Here is a 25,952-nt window from a genome sequence, read left to right as displayed (position 1 = left end):
GGCCCCCCGTACGCGGGGGCCCCCCCCCCACCCCGGGCGCCCCACCACACGCGGGCCCCGGCCCCGGGCACCCTCCCCCCGGCGCGGGCGCCGCAGCGCGTCAGAGCCCCGTCAGGGACAAAGTAGGCTGAGCCTATGTCCGAACCCCGTACCGTCGCCCTTGTCACGCTCGGCTGCGCCCGCAACGAGGTGGATTCCGAGGAACTCGCGGGCCGGCTGGCGGCGGACGGCTGGCAGCTCGTCGAGGACGCCGCCGAAGCCGATGTCGCCGTCGTGAACACCTGCGGCTTCGTCGAGGCCGCCAAGAAGGACTCCGTCGACGCCCTGCTGGAGGCGAACGACCTCAAGGCCCACGGCCGCACGCAGGCCGTGGTCGCGGTCGGCTGCATGGCCGAGCGGTACGGCAAGGAACTCGCCGACGCGCTGCCCGAAGCCGACGGCGTGCTCGGCTTCGACGACTACACCAACATTTCCGACCGCCTGCAGACGATCCTCTCCGGCGGCGTGCACGCCTCGCACACCCCCCGGGACCGGCGCAAGCTGCTCCCGATCAGCCCGGCCGACCGGCAGTCGGTCACCACCGTCGCGCTGCCCGGGCACTCCCAGGCCGCCGAGGACGCCGAGGCCGCCGCCTCCGCCCCCGCTGACCTCCCCGACGGCCTGGCGCCCGCCTCCGGGCCGCGCGCCCCGCTGCGCCGCCGTCTGGACACCAGCCCGGTCGCCTCGGTCAAGCTGGCCTCCGGCTGCGACCGCCGCTGCTCGTTCTGCGCGATCCCCTCCTTCCGGGGCTCCTTCGTCTCGCGCCGCCCCTCGGACGTGCTGGGCGAGACACGCTGGCTGGCCGGGCAGGGCGTCAAGGAGATCATGTTGGTCAGCGAGAACAACACCTCCTACGGCAAGGACCTCGGCGACATCCGGCTGCTGGAGACGCTGCTGCCGGAGCTCGCGGACGTCGAGGGCATCGAGCGGGTCCGGGTCAGCTACCTGCAGCCCGCCGAGATGCGGCCCGGCCTGATCGACGTGCTGACCTCCACGCCCAAGGTGGCGCCCTACTTCGACCTGTCCTTCCAGCACTCGGCGCCCAAGGTGCTGCGGGCCATGCGCCGCTTCGGCGACACCGACCGCTTCCTGGAACTGCTGGACACCATCCGCTCCAAGGCGCCCGAGGCCGGTGTCCGCTCGAACTTCATCGTCGGCTTCCCCGGCGAGACCGAGGCGGACCTGGAGGAGCTGGAACGCTTCCTGAACGGCGCGCGGCTCGACGCCATCGGGGTGTTCGGCTACTCCGACGAGGACGGGACCGAGGCGGCCGGCTACGAGGGCAAGCTGCCCGAGGACGTCGTCGCGGAGCGGCTGGCGCGGGTCTCGCGGCTCGCCGAGGAGCTGACCGCCCAGCGCGCCGAGGAGCGCCTGGGCTCGACCGTGGAGGTGCTGGTCGAGTCCGTCGACGAGGAGGACGGTGCCGTGGGCCGCGGTGCGCACCAGGCGCCCGAGACCGACGGCCAGATCATCCTCACCTCGTCGGAGGGCCTGGTGCCCGGTACCTTCGTCACGGCGAAGGTGGTGGACACCGAGGGCGTCGACCTGGTCGCCGAGCCACTGGGCACGGAGGAGGCGGACAGATGACCGGAGTACCGGCGTCCGCCGCCGGAAACCATCGTCCCGCGGCCCCCGCTCCGGCGCCCGCGGCGGCCGTCGTGGCCAAGCCCAGCGTGTGGAACATCGCCAACGTCCTGACGATGGTGCGGCTGGTGCTGGTGCCCGGCTTCGTCGTGCTGCTCCTGCACGGGGACGGTCACGACCCGGCCTGGCGCTCCTTCGCGTGGGCGGCGTTCGCCGTCGCGATGATCACCGACCTCTTCGACGGGGAGCTGGCCCGCCGCTACGGCCTGGTCACCGACTTCGGCAAGATCGCCGATCCGATCGCCGACAAGGCGATCATGGGGGCCGCGCTGGTCGGCCTGTCGGCGCTGGGGGACCTGCCGTGGTGGGTCACCGTGGTGATCCTCTTCCGTGAGCTCGGCATCACGCTCATGCGCTTCTGGGTCATCCGCTGGGGTGTCATCCCGGCCAGCCGCGGAGGCAAACTCAAGACGCTCACGCAGGGCGTCGCCGTCGGCATGTACATCCTGGTGCTGACCGGCCCGCTGGCGACGATGCGTGCGGTGCTCATGGGCGCCGCGGTGTTCCTCACCGTCGTCACCGGCGTCGACTACGTGCGGCAGGCCGTGGTGATGCGCCGGGCCGGGCTGGCGGCGCGGCGGGCGGCGATCGCCCGGGCGGCCGTGGCGGCGGCGGTCACGGCCGAATCAGTCGAGCCGGTTGAATCGGTCGAGCCCGCTGAGCGGGCCGAGGCGGCCGGGGAGCCGGGGCAGGACGCGTGAACGTCGCCGCCGAGGTCCTGGAGCTGCTGGTGCGCCGCTCCGCGACCCTGGCGGTCGCCGAATCGCTCACCGGGGGGCTGGTCGCGGCCGAGCTGACCTCGGTGCCGGGCGCCTCCCGTAGCTTCCGTGGCTCGGTCACCGCGTACGCCACGGAGCTCAAGAGGGACGTGCTGGGCGTGGACGGGGCGCTCCTGGCCGAACGCGGCGCGGTCGACGCGGGGGTCGCCCGAGGCATGGCGGAGGGCGTGCGGCGCGTGCTGCGCGCCGACTGGGGGGTGGCGACCACCGGGGTCGCCGGCCCCGATCCGCAGGACGGGAAGCCGGTCGGCACGGTGTACGTGGCGGTCGCCGGCCCCGGCCGGACGATCAGCGAGAAACTGCAGCTGAACGGCGACCGCACCGCCATCCGTATCTCCGCTGTGGACGCCGTACTCACCTTGTTGCACCAGAGTCTGGTGACGGGCGGGGGAACACCTGACGAATCCGCGGCGGCCACGGGTAGGGAAGAGAGTGGGGGGAAGGGATGTTTGCAGCCCTGAGTGAACACGTCATCGCTCCCCGCACGGCCGACGCCGGAGGCGGTACGGTGGGGCAAGAAGGTTGCGAATTCGCGGTCCGAGGAGGGAGCCACCGATGATTCTGCTCCGTCGCCTGCTCGGTGACGTGCTGCGTCGGCAGCGCCAGCGCCAGGGCCGCACCCTGCGTGAGGTCTCCTCATCCGCCCGGGTCTCCCTGGGCTACCTGTCGGAGGTCGAAAGAGGGCAGAAGGAGGCTTCCTCCGAACTGCTCTCCGCGATCTGCGACGCCTTGGACGTCCCGATGTCCGAGGTGATGCGGGAGGTCAGCGACGATTTGGCGCTTGCCGAGCTCTCCGAGTCGGCTGCTGTCGGATCGGCAGCCGCGCCTATGCGGCCGCTGCTGGGCGCGGTTCCGTCCGTACCGTCCGGTCGTCCGGACGAGCGGGTCACCATCAAGGCGCCGAAGGCGCCCACCGAGGCCGTGGACGTCGTCGCGGCCTGAGGAGCGACACAAGCAGTTCCGGGACGAGGCCCCGGCCGGTGGATCACCGGCCGGGGCCTCGCTCTTGTGTCCGCTCGCAGGACGGACTGCCTTTCGCCTCGCGGGCGTTGCCGTCCGTCCTCGAGACCGCGCACGGGGTGCGTGTGCCCGCGCGGGCCGGGGAAGGCGTACGGAGGTCGCCGCCGAGGCGATCTTCTGTGTCCGACCCGACCGACCTTGGAGGACGCATGACGAGCGTCGTTGTGAAGAGCACCCTGTCCGAGGAAGCCCGCACGACCGTGGGCGAAGCACTGCAGCACACCGTGGCGGATCTGATCGACCTGTCGCTGGTGGCCAAGCAGGTGCACTGGAACGTCTACGGCCCCCGGTTCCGCTCGGTCCACCTCCAGCTCGACGACGTGGTGACCACCGCCCGGACCTACGCGGACACCGTGGCGGAGAGGTCCGCCGCGATCGGCGTGCCGCCGGACGGGCGGGCCGGAACCGTGGCCAGGAGCAGCCTCGTCGACGAAGTGCATGACGGCTGGATTCAGGACGCCAAGGTCGTGGACGTCATGATCGCCGCCTTGGAGGCGGTGATCCGGCGGGTCCGGGACGGCATCGAGTCGACCGGGAAGGCCGACCCCGTCAGCCAGGACATCCTGATCGGCCTGGCCGCCGAGCTGGAGAAGCACCACTGGATGTTCCAGGCCGAGAACGCCTGACGCTCGCGGTCGGTGACGGTCCGCCCGCGGTCGCCCGCGGTTGCCCAGGGTTGACCTGAGCCCCCGGATCATTGCAGGCAGTAGCCGTTTGTGTACGCCAGTGGAGTGAACGTCGTGCGGGCTGGGACGGCAGAGGTCTAGGGATCTTGACGGACGGGGATCGCACTTCTGTACGGGGAAAGCCCGGGACTTCGTCCCCGGGTGATTCCCGCCGCAACCTCGGGGCTCCGAAGGAGGCGGCCATGTGCGTCACTCGGCTGTTTCAGGAGCTGTGGGCCCGGCGGCCCGTCCGCTGGGTCATCACTTTCGTCGCGGGCGCCTTGTGGTGGTGGGCCATGGTCCGGCTCACCGTCCAGCCCGCCAAGGCAGGTCCCCTCGAAGGTCTCGTCGCAGCCGGCGGCTGGGGCCTGAGCATCATCCCGATGCATTCGGCCAGGTGGTCACGGGGACCAGACGGTGCGGTGGTGCCCGTCCGTGAGGACGGCGCCTCCATGAGCAGATGGCCATGGGGGCGGGTGCCGGGTCCGCGCAGCCGCTCCCTGCCAGGGCATGACGACTCCGCCGTCGCGCGGGAGAAGCTGGCCCGTCATGACGGCTGAGGCATCACGCAGGCCGAGGAGCCGGCACAAACCGGGGAGAGCATGAAAGTGCCCCACGTTCCCCGGGCCCCCGCGGCCGCCCGGGGCACGTGGGGCACGGCGGCACACGAGGGCCATACCTGACGCTACGTCAATGGGTGCGGGAACCTGAACGGGACACCGTCTGCGGTGCCGGGCCGCGCTGGCAGCGTGGGCACCAGTAGGTCACCCGCGCCTGGCCCGGCGGGCCTTGATCGGCGACGCGGATGGTGGTGCCGCAGCGCAGGCAGGGCTGATGGGCCCGGCCGTAGACCCAGTGGGTGCGGCCGCGGCGGGTGTCCCCGGTGGTGATGTGGCCGTGCCGGGTCTTGTTGGCCTCCAGCAGCCGCTGCGCCAGGTCGACGACCCGCTCGGGCGCCGGGACTTCGGCGACCGGGGTCCACGGTGTGACGCCCCGCAGGAAGCACAACTCGCATTTGTAGACATTGCCGATGCCCGCCAGATTGCGCTGGTCCAGCAGTGCCTCGCCCACAGGGCGACCCGGGTTCGCCGTCAGCCGGTACGTGGCCTCGACGGGATCCCAGTCCGGGCCGAGCAGATCGGGGCCGAGATGGCCGACCGCCTTCTCCTCCTCGGCGGTCCGCAGCAACTCCAGTACCGGCAACCGGTAGCCCACGGCCACCTGTTCGGCGTTGGCCAGCACGGCCCGGATCTGGTGGTCAGGGCCGCCCCGCCAGCGCTCGCCCGGCCCGTAGACCTGCCAGGAGCCGTCCATGCGCAGGTGTGAATGGAGGGTCAGGCCGCCCTCGACCCGGGCGAGCAGATGCTTGCCGCGCGGGACCACCTCCTCGATCCGCCGGCCGGCCAGATCGGCGGTCGCCAGGCGCGGCACCCTCAAGTCGCTGCGGAGCAGCACCCGTCCGGCCAGTGCGGCGTGCAGGCGGTGTGCGGCGAACCAGATCGTGTCTCCCTCGGGCACGGCTCGTCCCCCTCAGGCCCGCAGCCGCAGGCCGCGGGGCGTGGCGTGGAAACCCGCCGCCTCCAAGGCGCTGCCGAGCGTGGAGGTGAGGGCCGGCTCGCCATTGGTGCGTTCCACGGTCAGCCGGCCCAGCGCCCCGTCCCGTACCGCCAGTGCCAGGGCGTCGGCGGCGGCCCTGAGGCGTTCCTCGTCCTCGGCCCAGGCCAGCAGGGTCTTCCCGCCGCGCTCCACGTAGAGCGCGAGTTCGCCGTCGACCAGGACGACGAGTGCGCCCGCCTTCCGGCCCGGACGGTGGGTCACCCCGGCGGGCTGCTCGGGCCACGGCAGGGCGGCGCCGTAGGCGTTGGCGGGGTCGGCGGCGGCGAGGACCACCGTGCGGGCCTTCTCGTGGCGGCCCTCCTCGCGGTCGCGGGCGTTGCTGATGGCGCGCAGCCGGTCCACGGCGCCGTCCATGGCGAACTGGGCCGCGCCCAGGCCCTCCACGACGTAACCGCGGCGGGCCTGACCGGTCTCCTCGAAGGCCGCCAGCACCCGGTAGGCGGCCGAGAAGCCGCCCTCGACGCCCTCGGCGGCCACCGCGCCGCGGGTGACGACGCCGTGCCGGTCCAGCAGGGTGTGGGTGAGGGCGTGCGCGCGGTGCGTGGGGTCGGTCTCCAGGGCCGGTACGAGGGACCAGCGGCCGGCCGTGGTCGGCGGTCCGCCGCGGGACGCCGTGGCGCGTGGCACGCCGCCCGTGCGCCCGGTGAGACCCCCGTAACGGCCACGGGGGACCGCGCGGGGTGCCCGGTGGGCGGTCGAACCCGCGGTGCGGCCCGAACCGAGCAGGGCGCGCATCGGCGCGAGGGTGTCGTTGGTGAGCCGGCCCGACCAGGCCAGCTCCCAGACCACCTCGGCCAGTTCGGGGTCGCCCGGCTCGTGTCCGGCAGCCCGCACCTGTTCGGCGATCTGCCGGAAGAACAGGCCGTAGCCGGCCGACAGCGCCCCCAGGACGGCGTGGTGGAGCGGGGAGAGCTCCAGGGGCTGCGGCTCGGGCAGCAACAGGGGCGCGGTCTCCGCGAGATACAGCGACACCCAGCCGTCCTTGCCCGGCAGGGCGCCGGCCCCCGACCACACCACCTCGCCGGCCGAGGTCAGCTCGTCCAGCATCGCCGGGGTGTAGCCGGTGACACGGGCGGGCAGCACCAGCTTCTCCAGTGCCGACGCGGGCACGGCCGCGCCCTGGAGCTGCTCCACCGCCCGGACCAGCCCGTCCGGGCCGCGCAGGCCGTGGGTGCCCACGTGCTGCCACTGCGGCAGGAAGGACGCCAGAGTGGCCGGCGGGACCGGCTCCAGTTCGTGGCGCAGCGCGGCCAGGGACCGGCGGCGCAGCCGGCGCAGCACCCCCGCGTCGCACCATTCGTGCCCTGCGCCCCCGGGGCGGAACTCGCCCTGGACGACGCGCCCTGCCGCGGCGAGGCGGTGCAGGGTGCCGTCCGCGACGGCCGTTCCCAGACCGAAGCGGTGCGCCGCCTCCGCGGAGGTGAAGGGGCCGTGGGTACGGGCGTAGCGGGCCAGCAGATCCGCCAGCGGGTCCTTGACAGGCTCGGTGAAGGCCTCCGGCACCCCCACCGGGAGCGCGGTGCCCAGCGCGTCCCTCAGGCGCCCGGCGTCCTCCACGGCCGCCCAGCGGTCCGCGCCCGCGACGCGCACGCGGATCGCGCGCCGGGCCGTCTCCAGACCGCCCGCCCAGCCCGGGTCGGCGCCCCGGGCCGCCAGTTCCGCGTCGTCGAGCGGCCCGAGCACGCGCAGGAGGTCGGCGACGCCCTCGGCGTCCTTGATCCGGCGCTCCTCGGTCAGCCACTGCAACTCCTGCTCCAGCTCCGCCATCACGTCGGCGTCGAGCAGTTCGCGCAGCTCTGCCTGGCCCAGCAGTTCCGCCAGCAGGTGGGAGTCCAGGGACAGCGCCGCGGCGCGCCGCTCGGCGAGCGGGGAGTCGCCCTCGTACAGGAACTGCGCGACGTAGCCGAAGAGCAGCGACTTGGCGAAGGGCGACGGCTCCGGGGTGGTGACCTCGACCAGCCTGACCTTGCGCGATTCGATGTCGCCCATCAGCTCGACCAGGCCGGGGACGTCGAAGACGTCCTGCAGGCACTCGCGGACCGCCTCCAGGACGATCGGGAACGAGCCGAACTCCGAGGCGACCTGGAGCAGTTGCGCGGCACGCTGCCGCTGCTGCCACAAGGGGGTGCGCTTGCCCGGGTCGCGGCGCGGGAGGAGCAGGGCACGGGCGGCGCACTCGCGGAAGCGGGAGGCGAACAGCGCGGAACCGCCCACCTGGTCGGTGACGAGCTGCTCGACCTCGCCCTTGTCGAACGCCACGTCGGCGGCGCCCACCGGGGACTGCTCGGTGTCGAACTCGGCACCCTGGCGGGCCGGGTCCACGTCCAGCAGGTCGAGGCCCATCAGGTCCGCGTCGGGCAGGCGCAGCACGATGCCGTCGTCCGCGTGCATCACCTGCGCGTCGAAGCCGTACCGCTCTCCCAGGCGGGCGCCCAGGGCCAGCGCCCACGGTGCGTGCACCTGTGCGCCGAACGGCGAGTGGATCACCACGCGCCAGTCGCCGAGCTCGTCGCGGAAGCGCTCGACCACGATCGTGCGGTCGTCCGGCACATGGCCGCAGGCGCGACGCTGCTCGTCCAGGTAGGCCAGCACGTTGTCGACGGCCCACGGGTCCAGGCCGGCGGCGGACAGCCGCTCGCGCCCCTTGGCGGGGTCGAGCCGGCCGACCTCGCGCAGGAACGCGCCCACCGCCCGGCCCAGCTCCAGCGGGCGGCCGAGCTGGTCGCCCTTCCAGAACGGCAGCCGCCCGGGCACGCCGGGCGCGGGGGAGACCAGTACCCGGTCACGGGTGATGTCCTCGATCCGCCAGGAGGTCGTGCCCAGCGTGAAGACGTCCCCCACCCGGGACTCGTAGACCATCTCCTCGTCGAGTTCGCCGACCCGGCCGCCGCCCTTCTTCGGGTCGGCGCCCGCGAGGAACACCCCGAACAGGCCGCGGTCCGGGATCGTGCCGCCCGAGGTCACCGCCAGCCGCTGCGCACCGGGGCGGCCGGTCACGGTGTTCGCCACCCGGTCCCACACCAGGCGCGGCCGCAACTCGGCGAAGGCGTCCGAGGGGTAGCGGCCGGCCAGCATGTCCAGCACGGCGGTGTACGCCGAGTGCGGCAGCGCGGCGAAGGGCGCGGCCCGGCGTACCACCGCCAGCAGTTCGTCCACGTCCCATGTGTCCAGCGCGGTCATCGCGACCAACTGCTGCGCCAGGACGTCCAGGGGATTGGCCGGGATGCGCAGCGCCTCGATCGCGCCCTCCCGCATGCGCTCGGTGACGACGGCCGACTGCACCAGGTCACCGCGGTACTTGGGGAAGACCACGCCCGTGGAGACCGCGCCCACCTGGTGCCCGGCGCGGCCGACGCGCTGCAGCCCGGAAGCCACCGAGGGCGGCGACTCCACCTGGACGACCAGGTCGACCGCGCCCATGTCGATGCCCAGTTCCAGGCTGGACGTCGCCACGACGGCAGGGAGCCGGCCCGCCTTGAGGTCCTCCTCGACCAGGGCGCGCTGCTCCTTGGAGACCGAGCCGTGGTGTGCCCGCGCCAGCACCGGTGGCGCCCCGTGCGCGGCGCCGGACTGCGCCATGATCTCCGCCGGTGGCGCGCCCTCGGGCAGCGGCTCGCCCGTGGCGCGCTCGTACGCGATCTCGTTGAGGCGGTTGCACAGACGCTCCGCCAGCCGCCGGGAGTTGGCGAAGACGATGGTGGAGCGGTGGCTCTGCACCAGGTCGGCGATCCGCTCCTCCACATGCGGCCAGATCGACGGGCGCGGGTCGTCGGTCTCCGAGGCGGGGGAGCCGCCCAGCTCACCGAGGTCCTCGACAGGGACGACCACGGACAGGTCGAACTGCTTCTGGGAGGGCGGCTGCACGACCGTCACCTTGCGCTGCGGCGACAGGAAGCGCGCCACCTCGTCCACCGGGCGCACGGTCGCGGACAGCCCGATGCGGCGCGCGGGGCGCTCCAGCAGCTCGTCCAGCCGCTCCAGGGACAGCGCCAGATGCGCGCCGCGCTTCGTGCCCGCCACGGCGTGCACCTCGTCGAGGATCACCGTCTCCACGCCGCGCAGCGCGTCCCGCGTCGAGGAGGTCACCATCAGGAACAGCGATTCGGGCGTCGTGATCAGGATGTCCGGCGGCCGCGTGGCCAGCGCCCGCCGCTCGGCGGCCGGGGTGTCGCCGGAACGGATGCCGACCCGCACCTCGGGCTCCGGCAGGCCCAGGCGCACCGCCTCGTGCCGCAGGCCGGTCAGCGGGCTGCGCAGATTTCGCTCGACGTCGACGGCGAGGGCCTTCAGCGGCGAGACGTACAGCACGCGGCAACGGCGCCTGGGGTCCGCGGGCGGCGGTGTCGACGCCAGCCCGTCGAGCGCGGCCAGGAACGCCGCGAGGGTCTTCCCGGAGCCCGTCGGGGCCACCACGAGGACGTCGGAGCCCCCGGCGATCGCCCGCCAGGCCCCCGCCTGCGCGGCTGTGGGCGCGTGGAAGGCTCCCGTGAACCACGCCCGCGTGGCCGGTGAGAATCCGTCGAGCGCCCCGGCCGTGTCCGCCTCCTCCGGTGCGCCCCCGCTGTTCCGTCGCGACATGCCTTCCATCCTGCCTCGCACCACTGACAACGCGCCTTCGTCCGCCCGAACCCGGTCCCTGCCGGCAGGCCTCGTGTGCTCCGCGTCCGTGAATGATGTGACGCACGTGGCTGTGGTGACGGGCCGCGGTCCGGGTGCGGGGTGCGACGCCCGCCGGGGGCGACGGCCGTCACGCCGGGGTCCGGACGGCGCAGAATGGGGGCATGGCAGGGGAGGAGCGGGCGCGGCACTGGCGGCATCCGGGCTTGCCGGACGTCGATCTGCTGCGGGCGCGGTACGTCCGCAAGACGTTCGTGCGGCACACGCACGAGTCGTTCGTGATCGCGGGCATCACCGGGGGCGTCGAGGCCTTCCAGCACAACGGCACGGTCGAGCGGGCCGGGCCCGGGGCGCTGGCGCTGGTCAATCCGGGCGTGGTGCACACGGGCTACGCCGGCGTGCCGGAGGGATGGGCGTACAGCGTGATCTATCCCGGGGCGGACGTGGTGGCCGCCGTGGCCGCCGAGACGACGGCGATCCGCGGTACGGCCCGCTTCGCGACGGCGGTGGCCGACGACCCGCGGGCGGTGCGCCTGGTCACGGGGGTGCTACGGGCGGCCGACGCGCACAACGCCCTCGCCGCCGACACCATGATGCGGCTGGTGATCGCGCGCCTGCTGCGGGACCACGGCGGCACGATGGCGGCGCGGGCGCCGCTGACGGCCGGGGCGCGCAATGCCCAGCGTGCCCGGGAGCTGCTGGAGGCGCGGCTGGCGGATCCGCCGCCACTGGCGGAGCTCGCGACGGTCCTCGAGACGAGCCCCTTCTCTCTGCTGCGCGCCTTCCGCGAGTTGTACGGGATGCCGCCGCACGCCTGGCTGACCGACGCGCGGGTGCGCCGGGCACGCCGTCTCCTGGACGCCGGGTCGGCGCCGGCGGAGGCGGCCGTGGCCGTCGGCTTCACCGACCAGCCGCACCTGAACCGGCACTTCACGCGCATCGTCGGTGTACCGCCCGGCGCCTACCGGCGGGAGCGCAATAACGTACAAGACGGCTCCCAGGGTGCCGCCTAACGTCGGACGGGTGACCGCAGCACCCATGGACGCCGAGAACACCGCGAACGCACAGCTACAGCTCCCAGAGACCGCAGAGTCCACAGCGAGCACCGAAGAGGCCGCTGAGCGAGCGCCCTCCGGGCGGCCGCGTTCGGCGGTGGTCCGCGACGCCCTGGGAGTGGGCGTCGCGGTCGGGCTGTCCGGCTTCGCCTTCGGCGTGACCTCGGCCGGAGCCGGGCTGAGCCTGGCGCAGACGTGCGCGCTCAGCCTGATGGTCTTCACCGGCGCGTCGCAGTTCGCGCTCGTCGGCGCCCTGGGCGCCGGAAGCGGTGCCTACGCGGCCGCGGCGGGGGCGTTCTTCCTCGGCATACGCAACGCCTTCTACGGGCTGCGCCTGTCCGGACTGCTCGGGCTCCCGCGCGCACTGCGCCCCTTCGCGGCGCAGTGGGTGATCGACGAGACCTCGGCCGTGGCGCTCGCCCAGCCCGACCGGGCGAGTGCCCGACTCGGGTTCACCGTCACCGGCGCCACCTTGTACGTGCTGTGGAACCTGACGACCCTCGGGGGCGCCCTGGGCGCCGCCGCGCTCGGCGACCCGGCCGACTGGGGCCTGGACGCGGCCGGTCCCGCGGTCTTCCTGGCGCTGCTCGCGCCCATGCTGCGAGGCCGTCGGGAGCGGGCCACGGCGGCCGTCGCCGTTCTCCTGGCCCTGGTCTGCCTGCCGTTGCTGCCGGCCGGGGTGCCGGTCCTGGCCGCGGCGCTTGCCGCGCCCCTCGTCCTGGCCGCCACCCGCCGCAAGGAGAAAGACCGTTGAGCACCTGGATCGCCATCGCCGGTACCGCCTTCGGCTGTTACGCGGTGAAGCTGCTCGGCCTGTCCGTCCCGGCCGGCTACCTGGAACGCCCCTTGGTGCGGCGCCTCGCCGCTCTGCTGCCCATCGCGCTGCTGGCGGCGCTCACGGCGCTGCAGACCTTCGGCGAGGGCCGCGCCCTGGTGCTGGACGCGCGCGGTGCCGGACTGGCCGCGGCGGCACTGGCGTTGCTGTTCCGCGCCCCCTTCCTCGTGGTCGTGGCGGTGGCGGTCGTGGTGACGGGATCGCTGCGGGCGGTCACGGGGTGACCGGTTAATGTGACCCGTCACAACCGTTGCGGAAGTGGGGGTGGGGACGATGGCGGCCGACGCCCTGCCGGTCCTCTCCGACGCGGCCCGTGCTCTCGCCGCGCGCTGCGAGTCGAAGGCGGGCGAGCTCGGCCGCCGGATCACCGACGCCGCCCTGAGCGGGCCTCCCGCGTCCGCGGACCTCACCCCGGAGGCGAAGGACCCCCGCATCGAGGCGGCCGCGCGGCACGGGCTGCGCTGGCTGATCCGGCGCGCCGTACGGGGTGACCGCGGCGACACGCGCCTTCTGCGGGAACGCGCCGCCCAGCACGCGGACGACGGGCTGCCGTTGCACCTCCTGCTCCGCGGCCAGTTGCACGGCACCCACGCGCTGTGGCGGTCACTGCGCGCCGCCGCTCGCCCCGGCGAGGAGGACGCGCTGATCGAACTGGCGGGCTTCCTCCTCGCCGCCCAGGAGTATCTGGTGGGGGCGGTGTCCGAGACGTACGTCGACGAACGGGCCGCCCTGGCGGCCGAGGAGCGCGAAAGGGACCGCTCCTTGGTGCGGGCGCTGCTCGACGGCTCGCTTCCCGCCGACCGCTTCCCGGCGGCCCGGCTCGGCCTGGCGGACGGCGCCCTGGTGCTGGCGTTGCGGCTGCCGCCCGGCGACGGCCCGGTGCGCGCCCCCCTGGCGGTGCGGCGGGAGCTGCGCCGCGTGCAGGCCGCGCTCGACCGCACGTACGGGACGGACGTGCCCGCCGTCCTGGACACCGGCGGCGGTCACGCGGTCGTCCCCGGCCACGCCGTGCCGCACGGCACCGACGACGACCTGCTGGCGCGGCTGAGGCACGCCTGCTCCCCGGAGATACGGGTGGCCGCGGTGCCCGCCGCGGATCCGGGCGGGATCGCCGGAGCGGCCCGCACGGCCTCGGAGATCCTGCGGGTGGCCCGGGCCGGCGGACTCGCGCCGGGACTGCACCGGCTCGACGACGTGCTCCTCGAGTACCACCTGGCGCACCGCGACGGCAGCGGCGAGCGGATCGCCGCGCTGCTCGACCCGATCACCGGGCGCCCCGACCTGGTGGAGACCCTGCGCACGTACCTCGGCAGCCGGCAGGAGCGCCGGAGCACCGCCCGGCAGCTCGGCCTGCACCCGAACACCGTCGACAACCGGCTGGCCCGCATCACCGAACTCACGGGCCTCGATCTCGCCACCCCCCACGGCACCGCCCTGGCGCTGGCCGCGCTCCTGCTGCGCGACGCCGCGGCGGCGGGCTGAGCGGACCGAGGCCGCCTCAGCCGTCGAGGGACCGGCCGTACGCCCGCAGCGTCCGCAACGCGTCGACGGTGACGACCGGCCGCCACTCCAGCGCCGTCCCCGGCGCCCACTCCTGCCACCGGATCGGCCAGCCGCCGTCCTCCCGCTGCTCCGCCGCGAGGAAGTCCAGCGCCGCGTCCGTCTCGGCGTCGGAGAACCACTGGCGGGCGAGGGAGTCCGGGCCGGTGGCGTAGTCGTACGCGAAGTGGTGCTCGCCGGGCGCGTAGCCGGACGGGACGGGCTCGTCCCCCGAGCGCCGCGGGTCGAGGACGACGAGGCGCTGCTCACGCACCAGGCGTCCCAGCCGCGAGGCCGCCTCCCGGGCCCGCATCCGGTCCGGCGCGTTGTCCAGGAACGCCAGGGCCGCCACGACCTCGTACGGATGGGTCTTGTCCAGCGCGTCGATCGCCTCCCAGCAGAAGTCCGTCGCCCGGAAGAGCCAGGCGTGCCACACCCCGTTGCGGTGCAGCGTCCCGACCACCGGCGCGGTCGCCAGCAGATCGCCCGGCGGGTCGTCCACCGTGGGCAGCCAGGGGGCGGCCGGGTAGCCGCGCAGCGAAGGGTGCACGGCCGGCAGCGCGCCCTCCGGGGTGGAGACGGCGGTCAGGTAGCGGCAGATCCGCTCGGCGCGCTGGCTGCCGCACCTGCCGATCTCGTCGAGCACGCGCAGGGCGCGGGCGACGTGCAGCGGCTGGCTCACCGGGCCGCGCAGGTCGGGCTCCAGCGCGTGGCCGAATCCCTCGTCGTCGTTGCGGTACGCGGTCAGCGCGGACTCCACCGCGTCCGCCGGCCCGTTCCTGAAGTGGTACGCGAACCTGCGCTGGTCGAGCACGCGTGCGGTCAGCCACACGAAGTACTCGGCGCGCTCTAGCGGGGTTGCTGGCATGTGCGCACAGTAGGCCTCCGTGCGCTCTCTGCATACGGCTGCGCCCTTGGAGCACCCTGCCGTGCGACCATGCGCCCCCCGTCGCGGGACACCAGGTGCCGGAGGTTGACGTTCCGTACGAACCGCGTGGTTAATGTGCCCCGGAAACGGCGGAGAGGGGGAGGCCCGATGGTGGATCCACTGCTGTGGCGCGCGGGTTCGGGGGATCTGGCGGCCTGGCTCGGGGGCGTGCAACGGCTGCTCCTGGGCGAGGCGGTGGCCGGTTACACCGTGAGGAGCGGGCCGGTCTTCCCCGACTACGGGGCCGTGATCCACGAGGCCGCGGACGTCGACGGCCTGGCGCCCTTCCTCGCCGGGCGGGGAGTGGACGCCCTGCGGGCCACCACCCGCCGTGGGGCGCGGCAGGACGAGCCGGTGGTGGAGTACCTGGTCGAGGGCCGCGCGGGCGCCGACGCACTACGGGTGACGCCCTCCGGCGAACGCGCCGGAAGCGTACGCCTCAGTGCGCCGGTGGCCTCCCCGGCGGCCCTCGACGACTGGCTGCACGGGCTGTCCCCGCTGCTCCCCGTCCCCGTTCCGCGCCGGGCATGGCCGGGCACGCCCCTCGCGGAACCGCTGGCCGTCACCCTCCACCACCGCGCCGGCACGGTCCTCGTCGCCCTGGAGAGCCTCGACGCCGAACCCGCGCCGGGCAGTGTCCGTCCGCCCGGCGACCGGCTGCTGGTCACCTCCCGTCCGCAGGCCCTCGCCGAGGACACCGCCCTGCTCGCCCGCCCCGCCGCCCTGGAGCGCAGGCCGGTCGCGACCGCCGGCGACCTCGCGGGGTGGCTCGCCGGGCTGGACGACGCGGCGCCGGGCCTCACCGGCCGGGCGGCGCGCGCCGTGCTGCCTGCGGCCGGCATCCGGGCCCAGGTGTGGCGGATCGAGCACGGCGCACCACTGCTCATGATCGGCCGCGCCGGCGGCCCCGAGGTCCTGGCCGGCGGACCGTTGGACACGCTCCACGCCTGGACCCGTCCCCTGCTCTCCCCGGCCGTCCACGGGCGCGCGGGCGCCCCGACGCGGCGCCGCCTCGCCGGGTGGCTGCGCGCCGTCGAGGACGCCGTCTTCGGCGGGCCCGCCGCCTGGAGCGTCGGCGACGCCCCCGCTCCCGTCGGCGCGGGCGACCTCGCCGCGCTGCTCTCCCGGGCCGCCGACCCGCGCGCCCCCGGCGTCGACCGGCTCGAGCCCGGCAGGGTCACGCTCAGGGGTGCCGTCACCGCCTCCGGGCCCGTCGGCGTCACCGGCCGGCCCGCCTCCTGAGCCCCTTCGCCGACCGGGTGGCGATGCGCGCGGCGGCACCCGGGGGTTTGAATGGGAGGGAAGTCCAGGAAAGCGGGCGCATGGGCACGCACCACACCGACCTCCGCAATCTCGAGCCGCCGCACCACAGCGGCGCCGTGCTCGTGGTCGACGGGCACGGCCGCGTCGTCATGTGCAGCGAGGCGGTACGCGAACTCATAGGCCTGCCACCCGAAGCCCTGTGCGGCCGTCAGGTCGCCGATCTGCTCGCCGACTCCGCCCAGTGGCCCCTGGCGGGGTCGCACGCCGATCTGGGACTGCGCCACCAGGACGGCACGACGGTCATGGTGTGCATGGAGTCGCGACGCATGCTGGCACCCGGCGGCGAAGGACTCCTCTTGAACATCACGCCCCTGCCCCTCGCCCTCCGCCGCCAGGAGGACGAGGCACTGGTCAGGGCGCTCTTCCGGCAGCAGCAGGTGGGGCTGGCCATCCACGGCATGGATCTGACGACGACCCGCCTCAATCTCGCCCCGCACCCCCTGGGCCATGTGCCCGTGGAGGGCGACGAGGCGGCGGCGTTCAGCCGCGGCGTCGAGGAGGAACTGATCCCCGCGGACGCCGAGGCGGTGCGCCGGCAGCTGCAGCGGGTGGCGGAGACCGGGGAGCCGATGGTCGACTGGGTGCACAGCGCCCGGCTGCGGAGCGCGCCCGGGCGGGAGCGCGCGCAGTCGTTCTCCGCCTTCCGGCTGCACACGGCCATGGGCCGCCCCATCGGCGTCGCGGTCGTCTTCACCGACGTCACACAGGAGCACGCGGCGCGGGAGCGCATGTCGCTGCTGCAGGCCGCCGCCGAACACATCGGCCGCAGCCTGGCCGTCTCCACCGTCGCCAGGGAGCTGGCGGACGTCCTGGTGTCGAGGGGGTTCGCCGGCTTGGCGGCCGTGGACCTCACACAGGGTGTCCTGATCGGCCAGGAGCCCGGCGAGGCAGGGCCTGGAGCGGGCTTCCAGCGGGTCGCGGTCGCATCCGCCGACGGGCGCTGGCCGCCCGACATCCACCCGCTCGGTGCCACGTTCGACGTGCCCTCCCTGGCGGAGGAGCACGTCCGCCTGGGCACGGCCGGACTCCAGCCGGAACTGGCCCGGTGGCGGGCCGGCCCGGTCCTCGCCTCCGAAGAGGCCCAGGTGCTGCTGCCGGAGGCCGCCGAATCCTTCCTCATAGTGCCGCTGAGCGCTCGCGGACTGGTGCTGGGCACCTTGATGCTCTGGCGCACCGGCGCGGTCGCCCCCTTCGGTCACGACGACGCCGCCCTCGCACAGGAGATCGCCTCGCGGGCCGCCCTCGGCCTGGACAACGCCCGCCGCTACACCCGTGAGCACCGCACCGTCGAGGCACTGCAACGCAGCCTGCTGCCGCCGGCCGTCACCGAGACCCGCGCGGCGCGGACCGCCGGCAGCTATGTCCCGGCCGGCAGCACCGAAGGGGTCGGCGGTGCCTGGTTCGACGTCATACCGCTGTCCTCCTCGCGGCTGGCGTTCGTCATCGGCGACGTGACCGGCCACGGCCTCAACGCGGCGGCCACCATGGGGCGGCTCCGCACCGCCGTGCAGACGCTGGGGGACCTCGACCTGCCGCCCGGCGAGCTTCTCGCCCACCTGGACGACCTGGTGGTGCGGCTCGGCGACGTGGAGCCGCCGCCCGAGGACGGACCCGGGGACGCCCCGCCCTCGGCTACCGGGGCGACGTGCCTGTACTGCGTGTACGACCCCGTGGCGGGCCGCTGCGAGATGGCCAGCGCCGGGCACCCGCCGCCGGTCTTCGCCGCCCCCGGAGCCCCCGCCGAGGTCGTCGGCGTCAAACCCGGGCCGCCGCTCGGCGTGGACAGCCTGCCTTTCGAGCCGGTGGGCTTCGAGATCCCGCCGGACAGCATGCTCGCCTTCTACAACCTGCCGCTGCTGTCGCAGCCGGACGGAACCCCGGCGGAGCGCCTGGCCCGCGTGCGCACGGTGCTCGCCGCCGACGCGGCGCAGACCACCACGCCCACGCGCACCGGCCGCGCGCTCCTGGACGACCTGCTGCCCGGGCCGCCCGACGACGACGTGACCCTGCTCGTCGCCCGCATGCGACCGCTGCCCCCCGGCGCCGTGGCCACCTGGCGGTTCCCCGCCGATCCCGCGGTGGTCGCCGAGGCCCGCACGGCGGTGGAGGCTCAGCTGGAGCGCTGGAACCTGACGCACCTGGCGTTCCCCACGGAGCTGATCACCAGCGAACTCGTCACCAACGCCATCCGCTACGGCAGCGCCCCCGTGGGGCTGCGCCTGATCCGCGACGAGAACCTGGTCTGCGAGGTGTCCGACGCCAGCCAGACCCAGCCGCGGCTGCGCCGGGCGCGTCTGTCCGACGAGGGAGGGCGCGGCCTGTTCCTGATCGCGCAGCTCTCCAGCCGCTGGGGGAGCCGCTACACGGACACCGGCAAGACGATCTGGGCGGAACAGCCCCTGGGGGACGCCGCGCGGTGACCGCGCCGTTCACCATTGCGGGTGAAACGCGCGGACGCACGCCCCGGGCGCCCCCGGTTTCACGGGGCCGGGGGGTTCCCTCGTAGGAGCAACACGAGGGGGTCTGCATGCGGCCTGTCGCCGGCGCCCGCCGCCCGACGCGGCGCGGCATGTGGTGTGCGGCGGTCCTGGTGGCCCTCCTCGCGCTCCTGCACGCGGCCTTCACACCCGCGGGCGCCCACGCGTCCTCCCCGGGGCCCGGCCGGTGCGCCGTGCCCGCGTGCGCTCCCCTCCAGCCACTGGCCGTCCCGGCCGACGGCGGGCACCACGGGGGTGGCCCCGACTCCTGCCGCGTCGCCGCCCCGCACTCCCGCCACGGGCACGCCGTGCGCGACCTCGCGACGGCCGTGACACACGACGACGGCCCTCCGGCCGCCGTGCCCGAAGGCGGCGTCCATGCCGCCGCTGCCGCAGATCAACCGCCGAACGCTCCTTCGCCGCAGCCCGTTCCGCGCTGCTGACAGGGCCGGGGCCCCTCGCCCCCGCCAGGGGACGCGTCCCGTCCCCGGTGTCCGCCCGGCCCTCGCGGCCCGGTGCTCCCTGTCCACGTTCCGCAACGAAGGTGCACGCCATGCCTCCTGCCGTCCTGTCCGTCACCCGCGCCCTGCGCACCGATCTCACCGCCTCGCTCGTCGTCTTCCTCGTCGCCCTGCCGCTGTGCGTGGGCGTCGCCGTGGCCTCCGGCGTCCCCGCCGAACTGGGTCTGGTCACCGGCATCGTCGGCGGCCTGGTGACCGGCCTGCTGCCGGGCAGCAGCCTCCAGGTCAGCGGACCGGCCGCGGGCCTCACCGTGCTCGTGTACGAGGCCGTGCGGGAGCACGGCGTGGCCGCGCTCGGCGTCATCGTCCTCGCCACCGGCGTGCTGCAACTCGTCCTGGGCGCGGCGGGCCTGGGCCGGTGGTTCCGGGCGATCTCGGTGTCGGTGGTCGAGGGCATGCTCGGCGGCATCGGCCTGGTCATCATCCTCGGGCAGCTGTACGCCATGGCCGACCACGAGGCCCCCGCCTCCGGCACCGGCAAGGTCACCGGTCTGCCCGGCCTGGTCGCCCACGTGGCGACCGAACCTAGGGCCCTGTCGGCCCTGGCCGTGGGGGCGGGGACGATCGCGGTCATCGTGCTGTGGCAGCGGCTGCCGGCCAGGGCCCGGCTGGTGCCGGGGGCGCTCGTGGCGGTGGCCGGCGCCACGGCGGCCGCGGCGCTGCTGCACCTGCCGCTGAAGACCGTTCAGGTCCGGGGACTGGCGGACGCGCTGCGGCTGCCCGGCGCGGATGCCCTCGGCGGGCTCGCCTCGCTCGAAGTGCTCGGCACCGTCGTGGCGTTCACCCTCATCGCCTCCGCGGAGAGCCTGTTCAGCGCGGCGGCGGTGGACCGTCTGCACGACGGGCCGCGCACCCGCTACAACAAGGAACTCGTGGCCCAGGGCGCGGGCAACACCGTGTGCGGGCTGCTGGGGGCGCTCCCGCTGACGGCCGTCATCGTGCGCAGCTCGGCCAATGTGCACGCCGGGGCCCGGACGAAGGCCTCCCGCGTCCTGCACGGAGTGTGGCTGCTGCTGTTCGCCGCACTGCTCCCGGCCGTCCTCGGGTACATCCCGCTCGCGGCGCTGGCCGGTGTCCTGGTGCACGCGGGCGTCAAACTGCTGCCCCTCGCCCAGCTGCGGGCCCTGTGGCCCGCGCACCGGGGCGAGGCCGTCGTACTGGCGGTGACCGTCACGGCCATCGTGACGGTGAACATGTTCGAGGGCGTGATCATCGGGCTGGGGCTCGCGATCGCCAAGACGGCCTGGGAGATCTCGCACGTGCACGTGGCCGTCACCGACCGCGGCCAGGGCGCCATCACCGTGCGGCTCAGCGGGAACGCCACCTTCCTGCGCCTGCCGAAGATGCTCGACGTCCTGGAGGCCTTGCCGGCGCACCGGCCCGTCGAGCTGGACCTGACGGGACTGCGCCACCGGGACCACGCCAGCAGCGTCGCCCTGCGCTCCTGGGCGGAGACCCGTACCGCCCCCGGGACGGCCGCCGTACGGCCGGCACCCGCCATCTGACCGGTGCCCCGCGGGTCAGGCGAACGGCCGTGGTGCGGTTGACGCGGCAGACGCGGCGGCGGAGCGTTGCGGTACTCCCGCGACGCCCGCCGCGACCCGTGGGAAGCGGGCGGACAGGGAGCGCAAGGGGAGCAGGAAGGAAAGGGTGGCCGCGATGGCCGACACAAGTGCCCGGCGCATTGCGGAGTTCATCGAGCCGCTGCGTGTGAAGCCGGGGTCGAAGGTGGACCTCGCCGAGGACTTCGACCCGCGCTACAAGGCCCACCTGACCAAGCCGGAGGGCGTGGAACTGCTGAAGGCGGGCGTGGCACTGCTCGCCGAGTACCAGGCGCGGCTCGCCGCCCAGGACACCTACGGCGTGCTGCTGTGCCTCCAGGCGCTGGACGCCGGGGGCAAGGACGGGACGATCCGCCACGTCATGAGCGGTGTCAATCCGCAGGGGGTGAAGGTCAGCAGCTTCAAGGTGCCCTCCGCCGAGGAGCTGGACCACGACTACCTGTGGCGCTACGCCCGCAGGCTGCCGGCCCGCGGGGACATCGCGATCTTCAACCGCTCGCACTACGAGGAGGTCCTCGTCGTACGGGTGCACCCGGAGGTCCTCGACCGCCAGCGGCTGCCGGGCGCCCCGCACGGCAAGGCGCTGTGGAAGCGCCGCTACCGGGAGATCAACGACTGGGAGCGCTATCTCACCGACAACGGCTTCAAGGTGGTCAAGGTCTTCCTGAACCTCTCCAAGGAGGAGCAGCGCGCCCGCTTCCTCAAGCGCATCGACCTGCCGGAGAAGAACTGGAAGTTCTCCGCGGCCGACGTCAGGGAGCGGCGCCACTGGGACGAGTACCAGGAGGCGTTCTCCGAGATGCTGTCGGCCACCAGCACCACCTGGGCGCCCTGGTACGTCGTGCCGGCGGACCGGAAGTGGTTCGCGCGTATCTGCGCGGCGGCCGTGCTCGCGCACACGCTGATCGAGATCGACCCCCATTACCCGACGGTCGGCGCCGAGGTCCGCGAGGAACTCCTCGCCGCCAGGCGGGAACTGGAGGCGGAGGGCCCCGAGGGCACCCCGGCCGGACGGTAGGCGGCGGGCCTCGGGGGCGGCCTCAGTAGTGCCGGAGTGTCTTGGCGCGCTCCAGGGCGGTGCGAACCGCGGCCGACAGCGTCTCGATGTCGTACGCGCCGTAGTGGCGGCGGCCGTTGATGAAGAACGTGGGCGTCCCCGAGACATTGCTGAGGTCGGCGGACTCGGCGTCCTCCGCGACCCGCACCGCGACGGGGCGGGCGTCCAGGTCGCGGCGGAAGCGCTCCATGTCGAGTTCGATCGCGGTGGCGAGCCGGACGAGGCCCTGGCCGTCCAGCGACTGGGGGTGGGCGAAGATCTGGTCGTGCATCTCCCAGAAGCGCTCCTGGACCGCGGCGGCCTCCGTGGCGCGGGCCGCCAGCACCGCGTTCGGGTGCACATCGGAGAGCGGCAGATGCCGCCAGACGTACCGGACGTCGCCGAAGTCCGCGAGGAGGTCGCGGATGACCGGCTCCGCCTCCCCGCAGTAGGGGCATTCAAAGTCGCCGTACTCGACGACGGTCACCATGGCGTCGTGGGGACCGCGGATGTGGTCCCGTCCGGGGTCCACGGGCTCGGCCAGGTCCTCCAGCTGCTGCGCCTTTCCGAGCAGCGCCCGGCGCCGCCGGGCCCGGGGCAGCCGGGACAGTACGAGCGTGACGAGCCAGGTCAGGACGAAGGCGAGGAGCACGGCGCAAAGGATGCCGATCTTGGCCTCGGCGAGTTGCCGCCCTTCGAAGGCCCGGTTGGCGATGAGCAGCGCGATCGTGAAGCCGATGCCGGAGATGGTCCCGCCGACCGCCACCGCGCCCCAGCCGACCGGCGGGCGCAGGCGCCCCCGGCTCAGCCACGTCGTCAGCGCGGAGCCGCCCACCATGCCGAGCGGTTTGCCGATCACATAGGCGGCGATGATGCCCAGGGTGATGGCCGAGGTGAAGGCGGCTGACAACTGGGAGGCGTTCACGGTGATGCCCGCGTTGGCCAGGGCGAAGACCGGGACGATCACATAGCTGGTCCAGGGGTGGAACAACTGCTGCAAGCGTGCGTTCAGCGACACCGACATCGCCAGGCCGCGGCGCGCCGAACGTTCCAGGCCCGGCGTCGGCTGCTCCCGGAACCGCAGGTAGAGCAGGCTGGCCCGGCGCAGGTCCGCTCCGCGTGCCGGGTGGTCGCAGGCCATGAGGCCCAGCGCCAGGCCCGTCACGACCGGGTCCACGCCCGACGCCAGCATGGCGAACCAGACGGCGAGACCGGTCAGCGCGTACGCGGCGCCGCGCCACTCGCCGCAGACCCGCACCACGGAGTTGGCGATCCAGGTGCCCACGGCGAACAGGGCGATCGCGGCGAACAGCGCCGGCCAGGAGACGCCGCTGGTGTAGGCGATCGCGATGACGGCGAGCGCGACGAAGTCGTCGACCACGGAGGTCGTCAGCACGAAGGCCCGCGTCGCGGCCGGCAGCCGCCGTCCCACCAGGGCGTACATCCCCAGGGCGAACGCGGTGTCCGTGGAGATCACCGTGCCCCAGCCGCGCGCGCCGTGGGTGTCGTGCGTGAAGGCGAGGTAGACGGCGAGCGGCACCAGCATCCCGGCCAGTCCCGCTGCCGTCGGCAGCGTGATCCGCATGCGCTCGCGGAACTCGCCGAGGTCGAACTCGCGCCGGGTCTCCAGGCCCACGATGAAGAAGAACAGCGTCATCAGGCCGCTGTTGACCCACTCGCGCAGGTCCAGGGACACCGCGTGGGACCCCAGGGCCAGCGACAGGTGGGTGTGCCAGAACGACGTGTAGCTCCCCGGCGCCGCGTTCGCCCAGAGCAGGGCGAGGATCGTGGCGGCGAGCAGATAGGCCGCGCTCGCCGTCTCGGTCCGCAGGAACCGCAGCAGCGGCGCGGACGTGCCCGGGCTGCGGGGTGTCTGCCCCGATGCCCGCAGGGACGAGAAGGCACTCACGCGGTCATCCTGGCACGTGCCGCGGGCGGCGGCCTGTCCTTCCGGCCAGGACGGACCGGGCCGGACCGGGCCGGGCCGGACCCGCCACTTGATCAGCCCGGTCCTGTTCCCCGCCGGGGAACCGCCCGGGCGTCGGGACCGCTGAAGGACGTGCGGCCTCCGGCCAGGGCCTCGGCGGCCGGGGCGGCGCCGGGGGCGGGCAGGTCGTCGCCGTACTGGACGGCGATCAGCGCGATGTCGTCGTCCAGCTCCATGGTGCCGCCGCCCCCGACATGGCGGGAGAGGCCGTCCAGTACGTGCCGCAGCAGGTCCTCCGGCTGGGAGCCCGGCCAGGCGGCGACGCGTGCCCCGAGGTCGTAGAACCGGCCGTCGGAGTCGCGGGCCTCGATCGCGCCGTCGGTGTAGAGCAGGAGAGTCGCCCGGCGGGAGAAGGAGAACGTGTCCACCTCGTAGTCGTCGGAGCTGAGGCTGTTGAGGCCGAGCGGCGGAGACGGCACCGCGGGTGCCAGCAGCAGGGTGTCCGTCCCGTGGGCCAGGTAGGGCGGTGGATGGCCGCAGTTGACCACCCGGACCATGTCACCCTCGTCCGGCACCTCCAGGAGCAGGGCCGTGATGAAACGCTCCACGGCGTCGGCGTCCGACAGGCCCGCCTCCTCGAAGTGGCTGCGCACGCTGAACTCCAGCTCGGCCATCAGCTCCGTCAACGATCGCGTCCTGCGGGCGCCGGCGCGGAACGCCCCCAGCAGCGCCTCCGCGTCCTCGATCGCCGGCAGGCCCTTGCCCCTGACGTCGCCTATGAGGATGCGGACCCCGGCCGCGCTCTTGGCCACCGCATAGAGGTCGCCGCCGATCTGCGCGTGCGGATGAGAGGCGTGATACGTGGCCCGGATGCGCAGCTGTCCGATGTGCGGGGGCAGTGGCCGCAGCAGCACCCGCTGGATGGTGTCGGAGACGATCCGCACCTCGGTCAGCTCTCGCACGCTGCGGTCGCGGATGCTCCGCGAGGCGATGACGAACGCGGAGATGAGGGTGATCTCGGCCAGATGCACGGCGGGGATGGAGGTGTTCAGCAGTCCGTCGTGGGCGTCCAGCGCGAACGCGGCGACGCACGACAGCCCGGCGATCACCGTGGTCAGCCGCGGCCCCGCCAGCGCGGCCGTCGTCGCCGGGACGACCGCCATCAGCGAGGCGAGATGCTGCGTGGTGGGCACGACCAATCCGGCGATGACGATGCCTGCGATCATCACCAGCGCGAGCACGAGCGGCCCGGGGCCCTGCGTCACCAGCATCCGCCAGGTGGTCGCGCTCCGCGTGCCCGGTGAGGCGGTCCCCTGCGGCGGGTGCCACCGGATACGGCGCCAGAAGCTGCTCCTCATTGCGGTCCCATGGCGTCAGAGGACCCGGAGCCCCGCTTCTCGCGCCGGCGGCCGTGCGCCGGCGGTTGGCTGTCCCATATGTCGAATGTACGCCCGACCGCTCCCTGGCCGCGGAAAAGATCATGGTCCGGCCGTGGAGCCGCCGTCTACCGGCCGCGGCCCAGCATCCTGCGGAGCCTGCCCGGACGGCGCGGGGGGCGCGGCGGGACGATCACCACGCTGCCGCCGACGATGCGCCCGGTGACGACGATCCGGTGCACGACCGGGGCGTCCGGTTCCTGGTCTGCCGCGCGGCGGCGCGCCACGGAGCCGCCGCGGATCTCGACCCCGGCGGCGTCCACGTAGTGGCCCGCCGGGACGATCAGCCGCAGATTGCCGCCGCGCAGGGTCACGTGGACCTCGGTGACCGGTTCGGTGACGGTGGCGGAGGTGAAGTCGAGGACCACACTGCCGCCGCGCACCTCCGCCTCCAGCCTCTTCGGCACCAGCCAGGTCCCCTCGCAGCGGAGGTTCCCGCCCACCCGCTTGGTCCGCACGACGTCCTTCGGCCGGGGCGGCTGCGGCGGCTGCCGCACCAGCGCCTGGCCGGGGAGGTCGGCCACCAGTGGGGCGAGGTCGGCATAGGTGCGGGCCGCGTAGCAGGCCTCCAGCCGCTCCTCCAGCTCCTCCAGGCTCAGCCGGCCGTCCCCGGCGGCGATCCGCAAGATGTCGGATATCCGGTCGCGGTCCTCGTGCGAGGCCCGCTGCTCCAAGGGGCTCTTGGGTTCCCACGGGGTCGGATGGCTCATGACCGGCACCTTATGGCAGGACGCCCGGGAGGCGTGTGCGGGCCCGTCACCGTGGGCCGGAGGCCGAGCGCCGGACGTCGTGCCCATCGGCGCCGCGCGCGACGCCTGCGGCGAGCGGTGGCGGGAGGGTCACCGCCAGGACACCGACCGGCCCGGCACCGGCTGACCTTCCTCCCGTCCCGACGAGCGGACGAGGTTGCCCTCCTGCGCGCGGGTGGCCGG

At 74.2% G+C, this 25,952-nt stretch carries 22 protein-coding genes; 16 read left to right on the top strand and 6 right to left on the bottom strand.

Annotated elements, in window-relative coordinates:
- Positions 1 to 135: 135 nt before the first annotated feature.
- The 6 genes from rimO (at position 136) to ACFWVC_RS22600 (ending at position 4,707) form a co-directional block, all read left to right on the top strand.
- Positions 136 to 1,626, top strand: coding sequence for a 30S ribosomal protein S12 methylthiotransferase RimO (rimO, locus tag ACFWVC_RS22625; protein ID WP_384288797.1), 1,491 nt, complete (start codon positions 136 to 138; stop codon positions 1,624 to 1,626).
- Positions 1,623 to 2,384 carry a CDP-diacylglycerol--glycerol-3-phosphate 3-phosphatidyltransferase gene (gene pgsA, locus ACFWVC_RS22620; protein WP_384288792.1) on the top strand — a complete coding sequence of 254 codons (762 nt, stop codon included), beginning with the start codon at positions 1,623 to 1,625 and terminating at the stop codon, positions 2,382 to 2,384. The genes rimO and pgsA overlap by 4 nt, the downstream gene beginning before the upstream one ends.
- Entirely contained in the window at positions 2,381 to 2,923 is a 543-nt protein-coding gene (locus ACFWVC_RS22615) for a CinA family protein (protein WP_384288786.1), read from the top strand. The genes pgsA and ACFWVC_RS22615 overlap by 4 nt, the downstream gene beginning before the upstream one ends.
- Before the next feature lie 94 nt (positions 2,924 to 3,017).
- On the top strand, positions 3,018 to 3,404 hold the full coding sequence (locus ACFWVC_RS22610) for a helix-turn-helix transcriptional regulator (RefSeq protein ID WP_319659226.1): 387 nt from the start codon (positions 3,018 to 3,020) through the stop codon (positions 3,402 to 3,404).
- Between the two features lie 227 nt (positions 3,405 to 3,631).
- Positions 3,632 to 4,108, top strand: coding sequence for a Dps family protein (locus tag ACFWVC_RS22605; RefSeq protein ID WP_384288780.1), 477 nt, complete (start codon positions 3,632 to 3,634; stop codon positions 4,106 to 4,108).
- Positions 4,109 to 4,350: 242 nt separating this feature from the next.
- The gene (locus ACFWVC_RS22600; RefSeq protein ID WP_384288777.1) at positions 4,351 to 4,707 is read left to right on the top strand and encodes a hypothetical protein; all 357 of its coding nucleotides are present in this window, start codon (positions 4,351 to 4,353) and stop codon (positions 4,705 to 4,707) included.
- A 130-nt stretch (positions 4,708 to 4,837) separates the two neighbouring features.
- Here the strand turns inward: ACFWVC_RS22600 and ACFWVC_RS22595 are convergent, their stop codons facing one another.
- Together ACFWVC_RS22595 and ACFWVC_RS22590 are read right to left on the bottom strand one after the other, a co-directional pair.
- Positions 4,838 to 5,665, bottom strand: coding sequence for a DNA-formamidopyrimidine glycosylase family protein (locus ACFWVC_RS22595; protein WP_384288772.1), 828 nt, complete (start codon positions 5,663 to 5,665; stop codon positions 4,838 to 4,840).
- Between the two features lie 12 nt (positions 5,666 to 5,677).
- Positions 5,678 to 10,342, bottom strand: coding sequence for an ATP-dependent helicase (locus ACFWVC_RS22590; RefSeq protein ID WP_384288767.1), 4,665 nt, complete (start codon positions 10,340 to 10,342; stop codon positions 5,678 to 5,680).
- Positions 10,343 to 10,545: 203 nt separating this feature from the next.
- On the opposite strand from ACFWVC_RS22590, the gene ACFWVC_RS22585 reads away from it, so the two are divergent.
- From ACFWVC_RS22585 to ACFWVC_RS22570, 4 genes are read left to right on the top strand one after another with little or no spacing between them, the layout of a single operon-like run.
- A complete protein-coding gene (locus tag ACFWVC_RS22585; protein WP_384288763.1) occupies positions 10,546 to 11,394 on the top strand; it encodes a helix-turn-helix domain-containing protein in 849 nt (282 codons plus the stop codon).
- A 10-nt stretch (positions 11,395 to 11,404) separates the two neighbouring features.
- Positions 11,405 to 12,190, top strand: a complete 786-nt coding sequence (locus ACFWVC_RS22580) for an AzlC family ABC transporter permease (protein WP_384288759.1) — start codon at positions 11,405 to 11,407, stop codon at positions 12,188 to 12,190.
- Positions 12,187 to 12,495 carry an AzlD domain-containing protein gene (locus ACFWVC_RS22575; RefSeq protein ID WP_384288754.1) on the top strand — a complete coding sequence of 103 codons (309 nt, stop codon included), beginning with the start codon at positions 12,187 to 12,189 and terminating at the stop codon, positions 12,493 to 12,495. Before ACFWVC_RS22580 ends, ACFWVC_RS22575 begins: the two co-directional genes overlap by 4 nt.
- Positions 12,496 to 12,544: 49 nt before the next feature.
- Positions 12,545 to 13,753: a PucR family transcriptional regulator gene (locus ACFWVC_RS22570; RefSeq protein WP_384288752.1), complete on the top strand. Its 1,209-nt coding sequence runs from the start codon at positions 12,545 to 12,547 to the stop codon at positions 13,751 to 13,753.
- 16 nt (positions 13,754 to 13,769) lie between these two features.
- On the opposite strand, the gene ACFWVC_RS22565 is transcribed toward ACFWVC_RS22570, so the two are convergent.
- Complete coding sequence (locus tag ACFWVC_RS22565; protein ID WP_384288751.1) at positions 13,770 to 14,678, bottom strand: hypothetical protein; 909 nt, start codon at positions 14,676 to 14,678, stop codon at positions 13,770 to 13,772.
- 168 nt (positions 14,679 to 14,846) lie between these two features.
- Here ACFWVC_RS22565 and ACFWVC_RS22560 point away from each other — a divergent pair, with 168 nt between their 5' ends.
- From ACFWVC_RS22560 to ACFWVC_RS22540, 5 genes are all read left to right on the top strand, one after another.
- Positions 14,847 to 15,980: a hypothetical protein gene (locus tag ACFWVC_RS22560; protein ID WP_384288749.1), complete on the top strand. Its 1,134-nt coding sequence runs from the start codon at positions 14,847 to 14,849 to the stop codon at positions 15,978 to 15,980.
- Positions 15,981 to 16,060: 80 nt separating this feature from the next.
- The gene (locus ACFWVC_RS22555; RefSeq protein ID WP_384288747.1) at positions 16,061 to 18,481 is read left to right on the top strand and encodes a SpoIIE family protein phosphatase; all 2,421 of its coding nucleotides are present in this window, start codon (positions 16,061 to 16,063) and stop codon (positions 18,479 to 18,481) included.
- A gap of 107 nt (positions 18,482 to 18,588) precedes the next feature.
- Positions 18,589 to 18,981 (top strand): hypothetical protein, encoded by a 393-nt coding sequence (locus ACFWVC_RS22550; protein WP_384288745.1) that lies wholly within the window; start codon positions 18,589 to 18,591, stop codon positions 18,979 to 18,981.
- A gap of 110 nt (positions 18,982 to 19,091) precedes the next feature.
- Positions 19,092 to 20,564 (top strand): SulP family inorganic anion transporter, encoded by a 1,473-nt coding sequence (locus ACFWVC_RS22545; protein WP_384288743.1) that lies wholly within the window; start codon positions 19,092 to 19,094, stop codon positions 20,562 to 20,564.
- Positions 20,565 to 20,718: 154 nt separating this feature from the next.
- Positions 20,719 to 21,639 carry a polyphosphate kinase 2 family protein gene (locus ACFWVC_RS22540; protein ID WP_384288741.1) on the top strand — a complete coding sequence of 307 codons (921 nt, stop codon included), beginning with the start codon at positions 20,719 to 20,721 and terminating at the stop codon, positions 21,637 to 21,639.
- Between the two features lie 22 nt (positions 21,640 to 21,661).
- On the opposite strand, the gene ACFWVC_RS22535 is transcribed toward ACFWVC_RS22540, so the two are convergent.
- The 3 genes from ACFWVC_RS22535 to ACFWVC_RS22525 form a co-directional block, all read right to left on the bottom strand.
- Positions 21,662 to 23,566 carry a Na+/H+ antiporter NhaA gene (locus ACFWVC_RS22535; RefSeq protein WP_384288739.1) on the bottom strand — a complete coding sequence of 635 codons (1,905 nt, stop codon included), beginning with the start codon at positions 23,564 to 23,566 and terminating at the stop codon, positions 21,662 to 21,664.
- A 92-nt stretch (positions 23,567 to 23,658) separates the two neighbouring features.
- On the bottom strand, positions 23,659 to 24,942 hold the full coding sequence (locus tag ACFWVC_RS22530) for a PP2C family protein-serine/threonine phosphatase (RefSeq protein ID WP_384288736.1): 1,284 nt from the start codon (positions 24,940 to 24,942) through the stop codon (positions 23,659 to 23,661).
- Between the two features lie 146 nt (positions 24,943 to 25,088).
- Entirely contained in the window at positions 25,089 to 25,730 is a 642-nt protein-coding gene (locus ACFWVC_RS22525) for a DUF1707 domain-containing protein (RefSeq protein WP_384288733.1), read from the bottom strand.
- Here ACFWVC_RS22525 and ACFWVC_RS22520 point away from each other — a divergent pair.
- Positions 25,729 to 25,896 (top strand): hypothetical protein, encoded by a 168-nt coding sequence (locus ACFWVC_RS22520; protein ID WP_384288731.1) that lies wholly within the window; start codon positions 25,729 to 25,731, stop codon positions 25,894 to 25,896. The genes ACFWVC_RS22525 and ACFWVC_RS22520 overlap by 2 nt on opposite strands.
- Positions 25,897 to 25,952 lie beyond the last annotated feature (56 nt).

Source organism: Streptomyces sp. NPDC058691 (genome assembly GCF_042714775.1).
GTDB lineage: Bacteria > Actinomycetota > Actinomycetes > Streptomycetales > Streptomycetaceae > Actinacidiphila.
The sequence above is the reverse complement of the archived record's forward strand: the minus strand, read 5'-3'. Positions and strand labels throughout refer to the sequence as shown.

Bases quoted from the DNA above. Each gene is read 5' to 3' on its own strand.
- ACFWVC_RS22540 (WP_384288741.1), top strand. From the start codon at position 20,719: ATGGCCGACACAAGTGCCCGGCGCATTGCGGAGTTCATCGAGCCGCTG.
- ACFWVC_RS22550 (WP_384288745.1), top strand. From the start codon at position 18,589: ATGCGGCCTGTCGCCGGCGCCCGCCGCCCGACGCGGCGCGGCATGTGG.
- pgsA (WP_384288792.1), top strand. From the start codon at position 1,623: ATGACCGGAGTACCGGCGTCCGCCGCCGGAAACCATCGTCCCGCGGCC.
- ACFWVC_RS22520 (WP_384288731.1), top strand. From the start codon at position 25,729: ATGACCGGCACCTTATGGCAGGACGCCCGGGAGGCGTGTGCGGGCCCG.
- ACFWVC_RS22545 (WP_384288743.1), top strand. From the start codon at position 19,092: ATGCCTCCTGCCGTCCTGTCCGTCACCCGCGCCCTGCGCACCGATCTC.
- ACFWVC_RS22570 (WP_384288752.1), top strand. From the start codon at position 12,545: ATGGCGGCCGACGCCCTGCCGGTCCTCTCCGACGCGGCCCGTGCTCTC.
- ACFWVC_RS22565 (WP_384288751.1), bottom strand. From the start codon at position 14,678: ATGCCAGCAACCCCGCTAGAGCGCGCCGAGTACTTCGTGTGGCTGACC.
- ACFWVC_RS22530 (WP_384288736.1), bottom strand. From the start codon at position 24,942: ATGAGGAGCAGCTTCTGGCGCCGTATCCGGTGGCACCCGCCGCAGGGG.
- ACFWVC_RS22585 (WP_384288763.1), top strand. From the start codon at position 10,546: ATGGCAGGGGAGGAGCGGGCGCGGCACTGGCGGCATCCGGGCTTGCCG.
- ACFWVC_RS22600 (WP_384288777.1), top strand. From the start codon at position 4,351: ATGTGCGTCACTCGGCTGTTTCAGGAGCTGTGGGCCCGGCGGCCCGTC.
- ACFWVC_RS22590 (WP_384288767.1), bottom strand. From the start codon at position 10,342: ATGTCGCGACGGAACAGCGGGGGCGCACCGGAGGAGGCGGACACGGCC.
- ACFWVC_RS22525 (WP_384288733.1), bottom strand. From the start codon at position 25,730: ATGAGCCATCCGACCCCGTGGGAACCCAAGAGCCCCTTGGAGCAGCGG.
- rimO (WP_384288797.1), top strand. From the start codon at position 136: ATGTCCGAACCCCGTACCGTCGCCCTTGTCACGCTCGGCTGCGCCCGC.
- ACFWVC_RS22560 (WP_384288749.1), top strand. From the start codon at position 14,847: ATGGTGGATCCACTGCTGTGGCGCGCGGGTTCGGGGGATCTGGCGGCC.
- ACFWVC_RS22555 (WP_384288747.1), top strand. From the start codon at position 16,061: ATGGGCACGCACCACACCGACCTCCGCAATCTCGAGCCGCCGCACCAC.
- ACFWVC_RS22610 (WP_319659226.1), top strand. From the start codon at position 3,018: ATGATTCTGCTCCGTCGCCTGCTCGGTGACGTGCTGCGTCGGCAGCGC.
- ACFWVC_RS22605 (WP_384288780.1), top strand. From the start codon at position 3,632: ATGACGAGCGTCGTTGTGAAGAGCACCCTGTCCGAGGAAGCCCGCACG.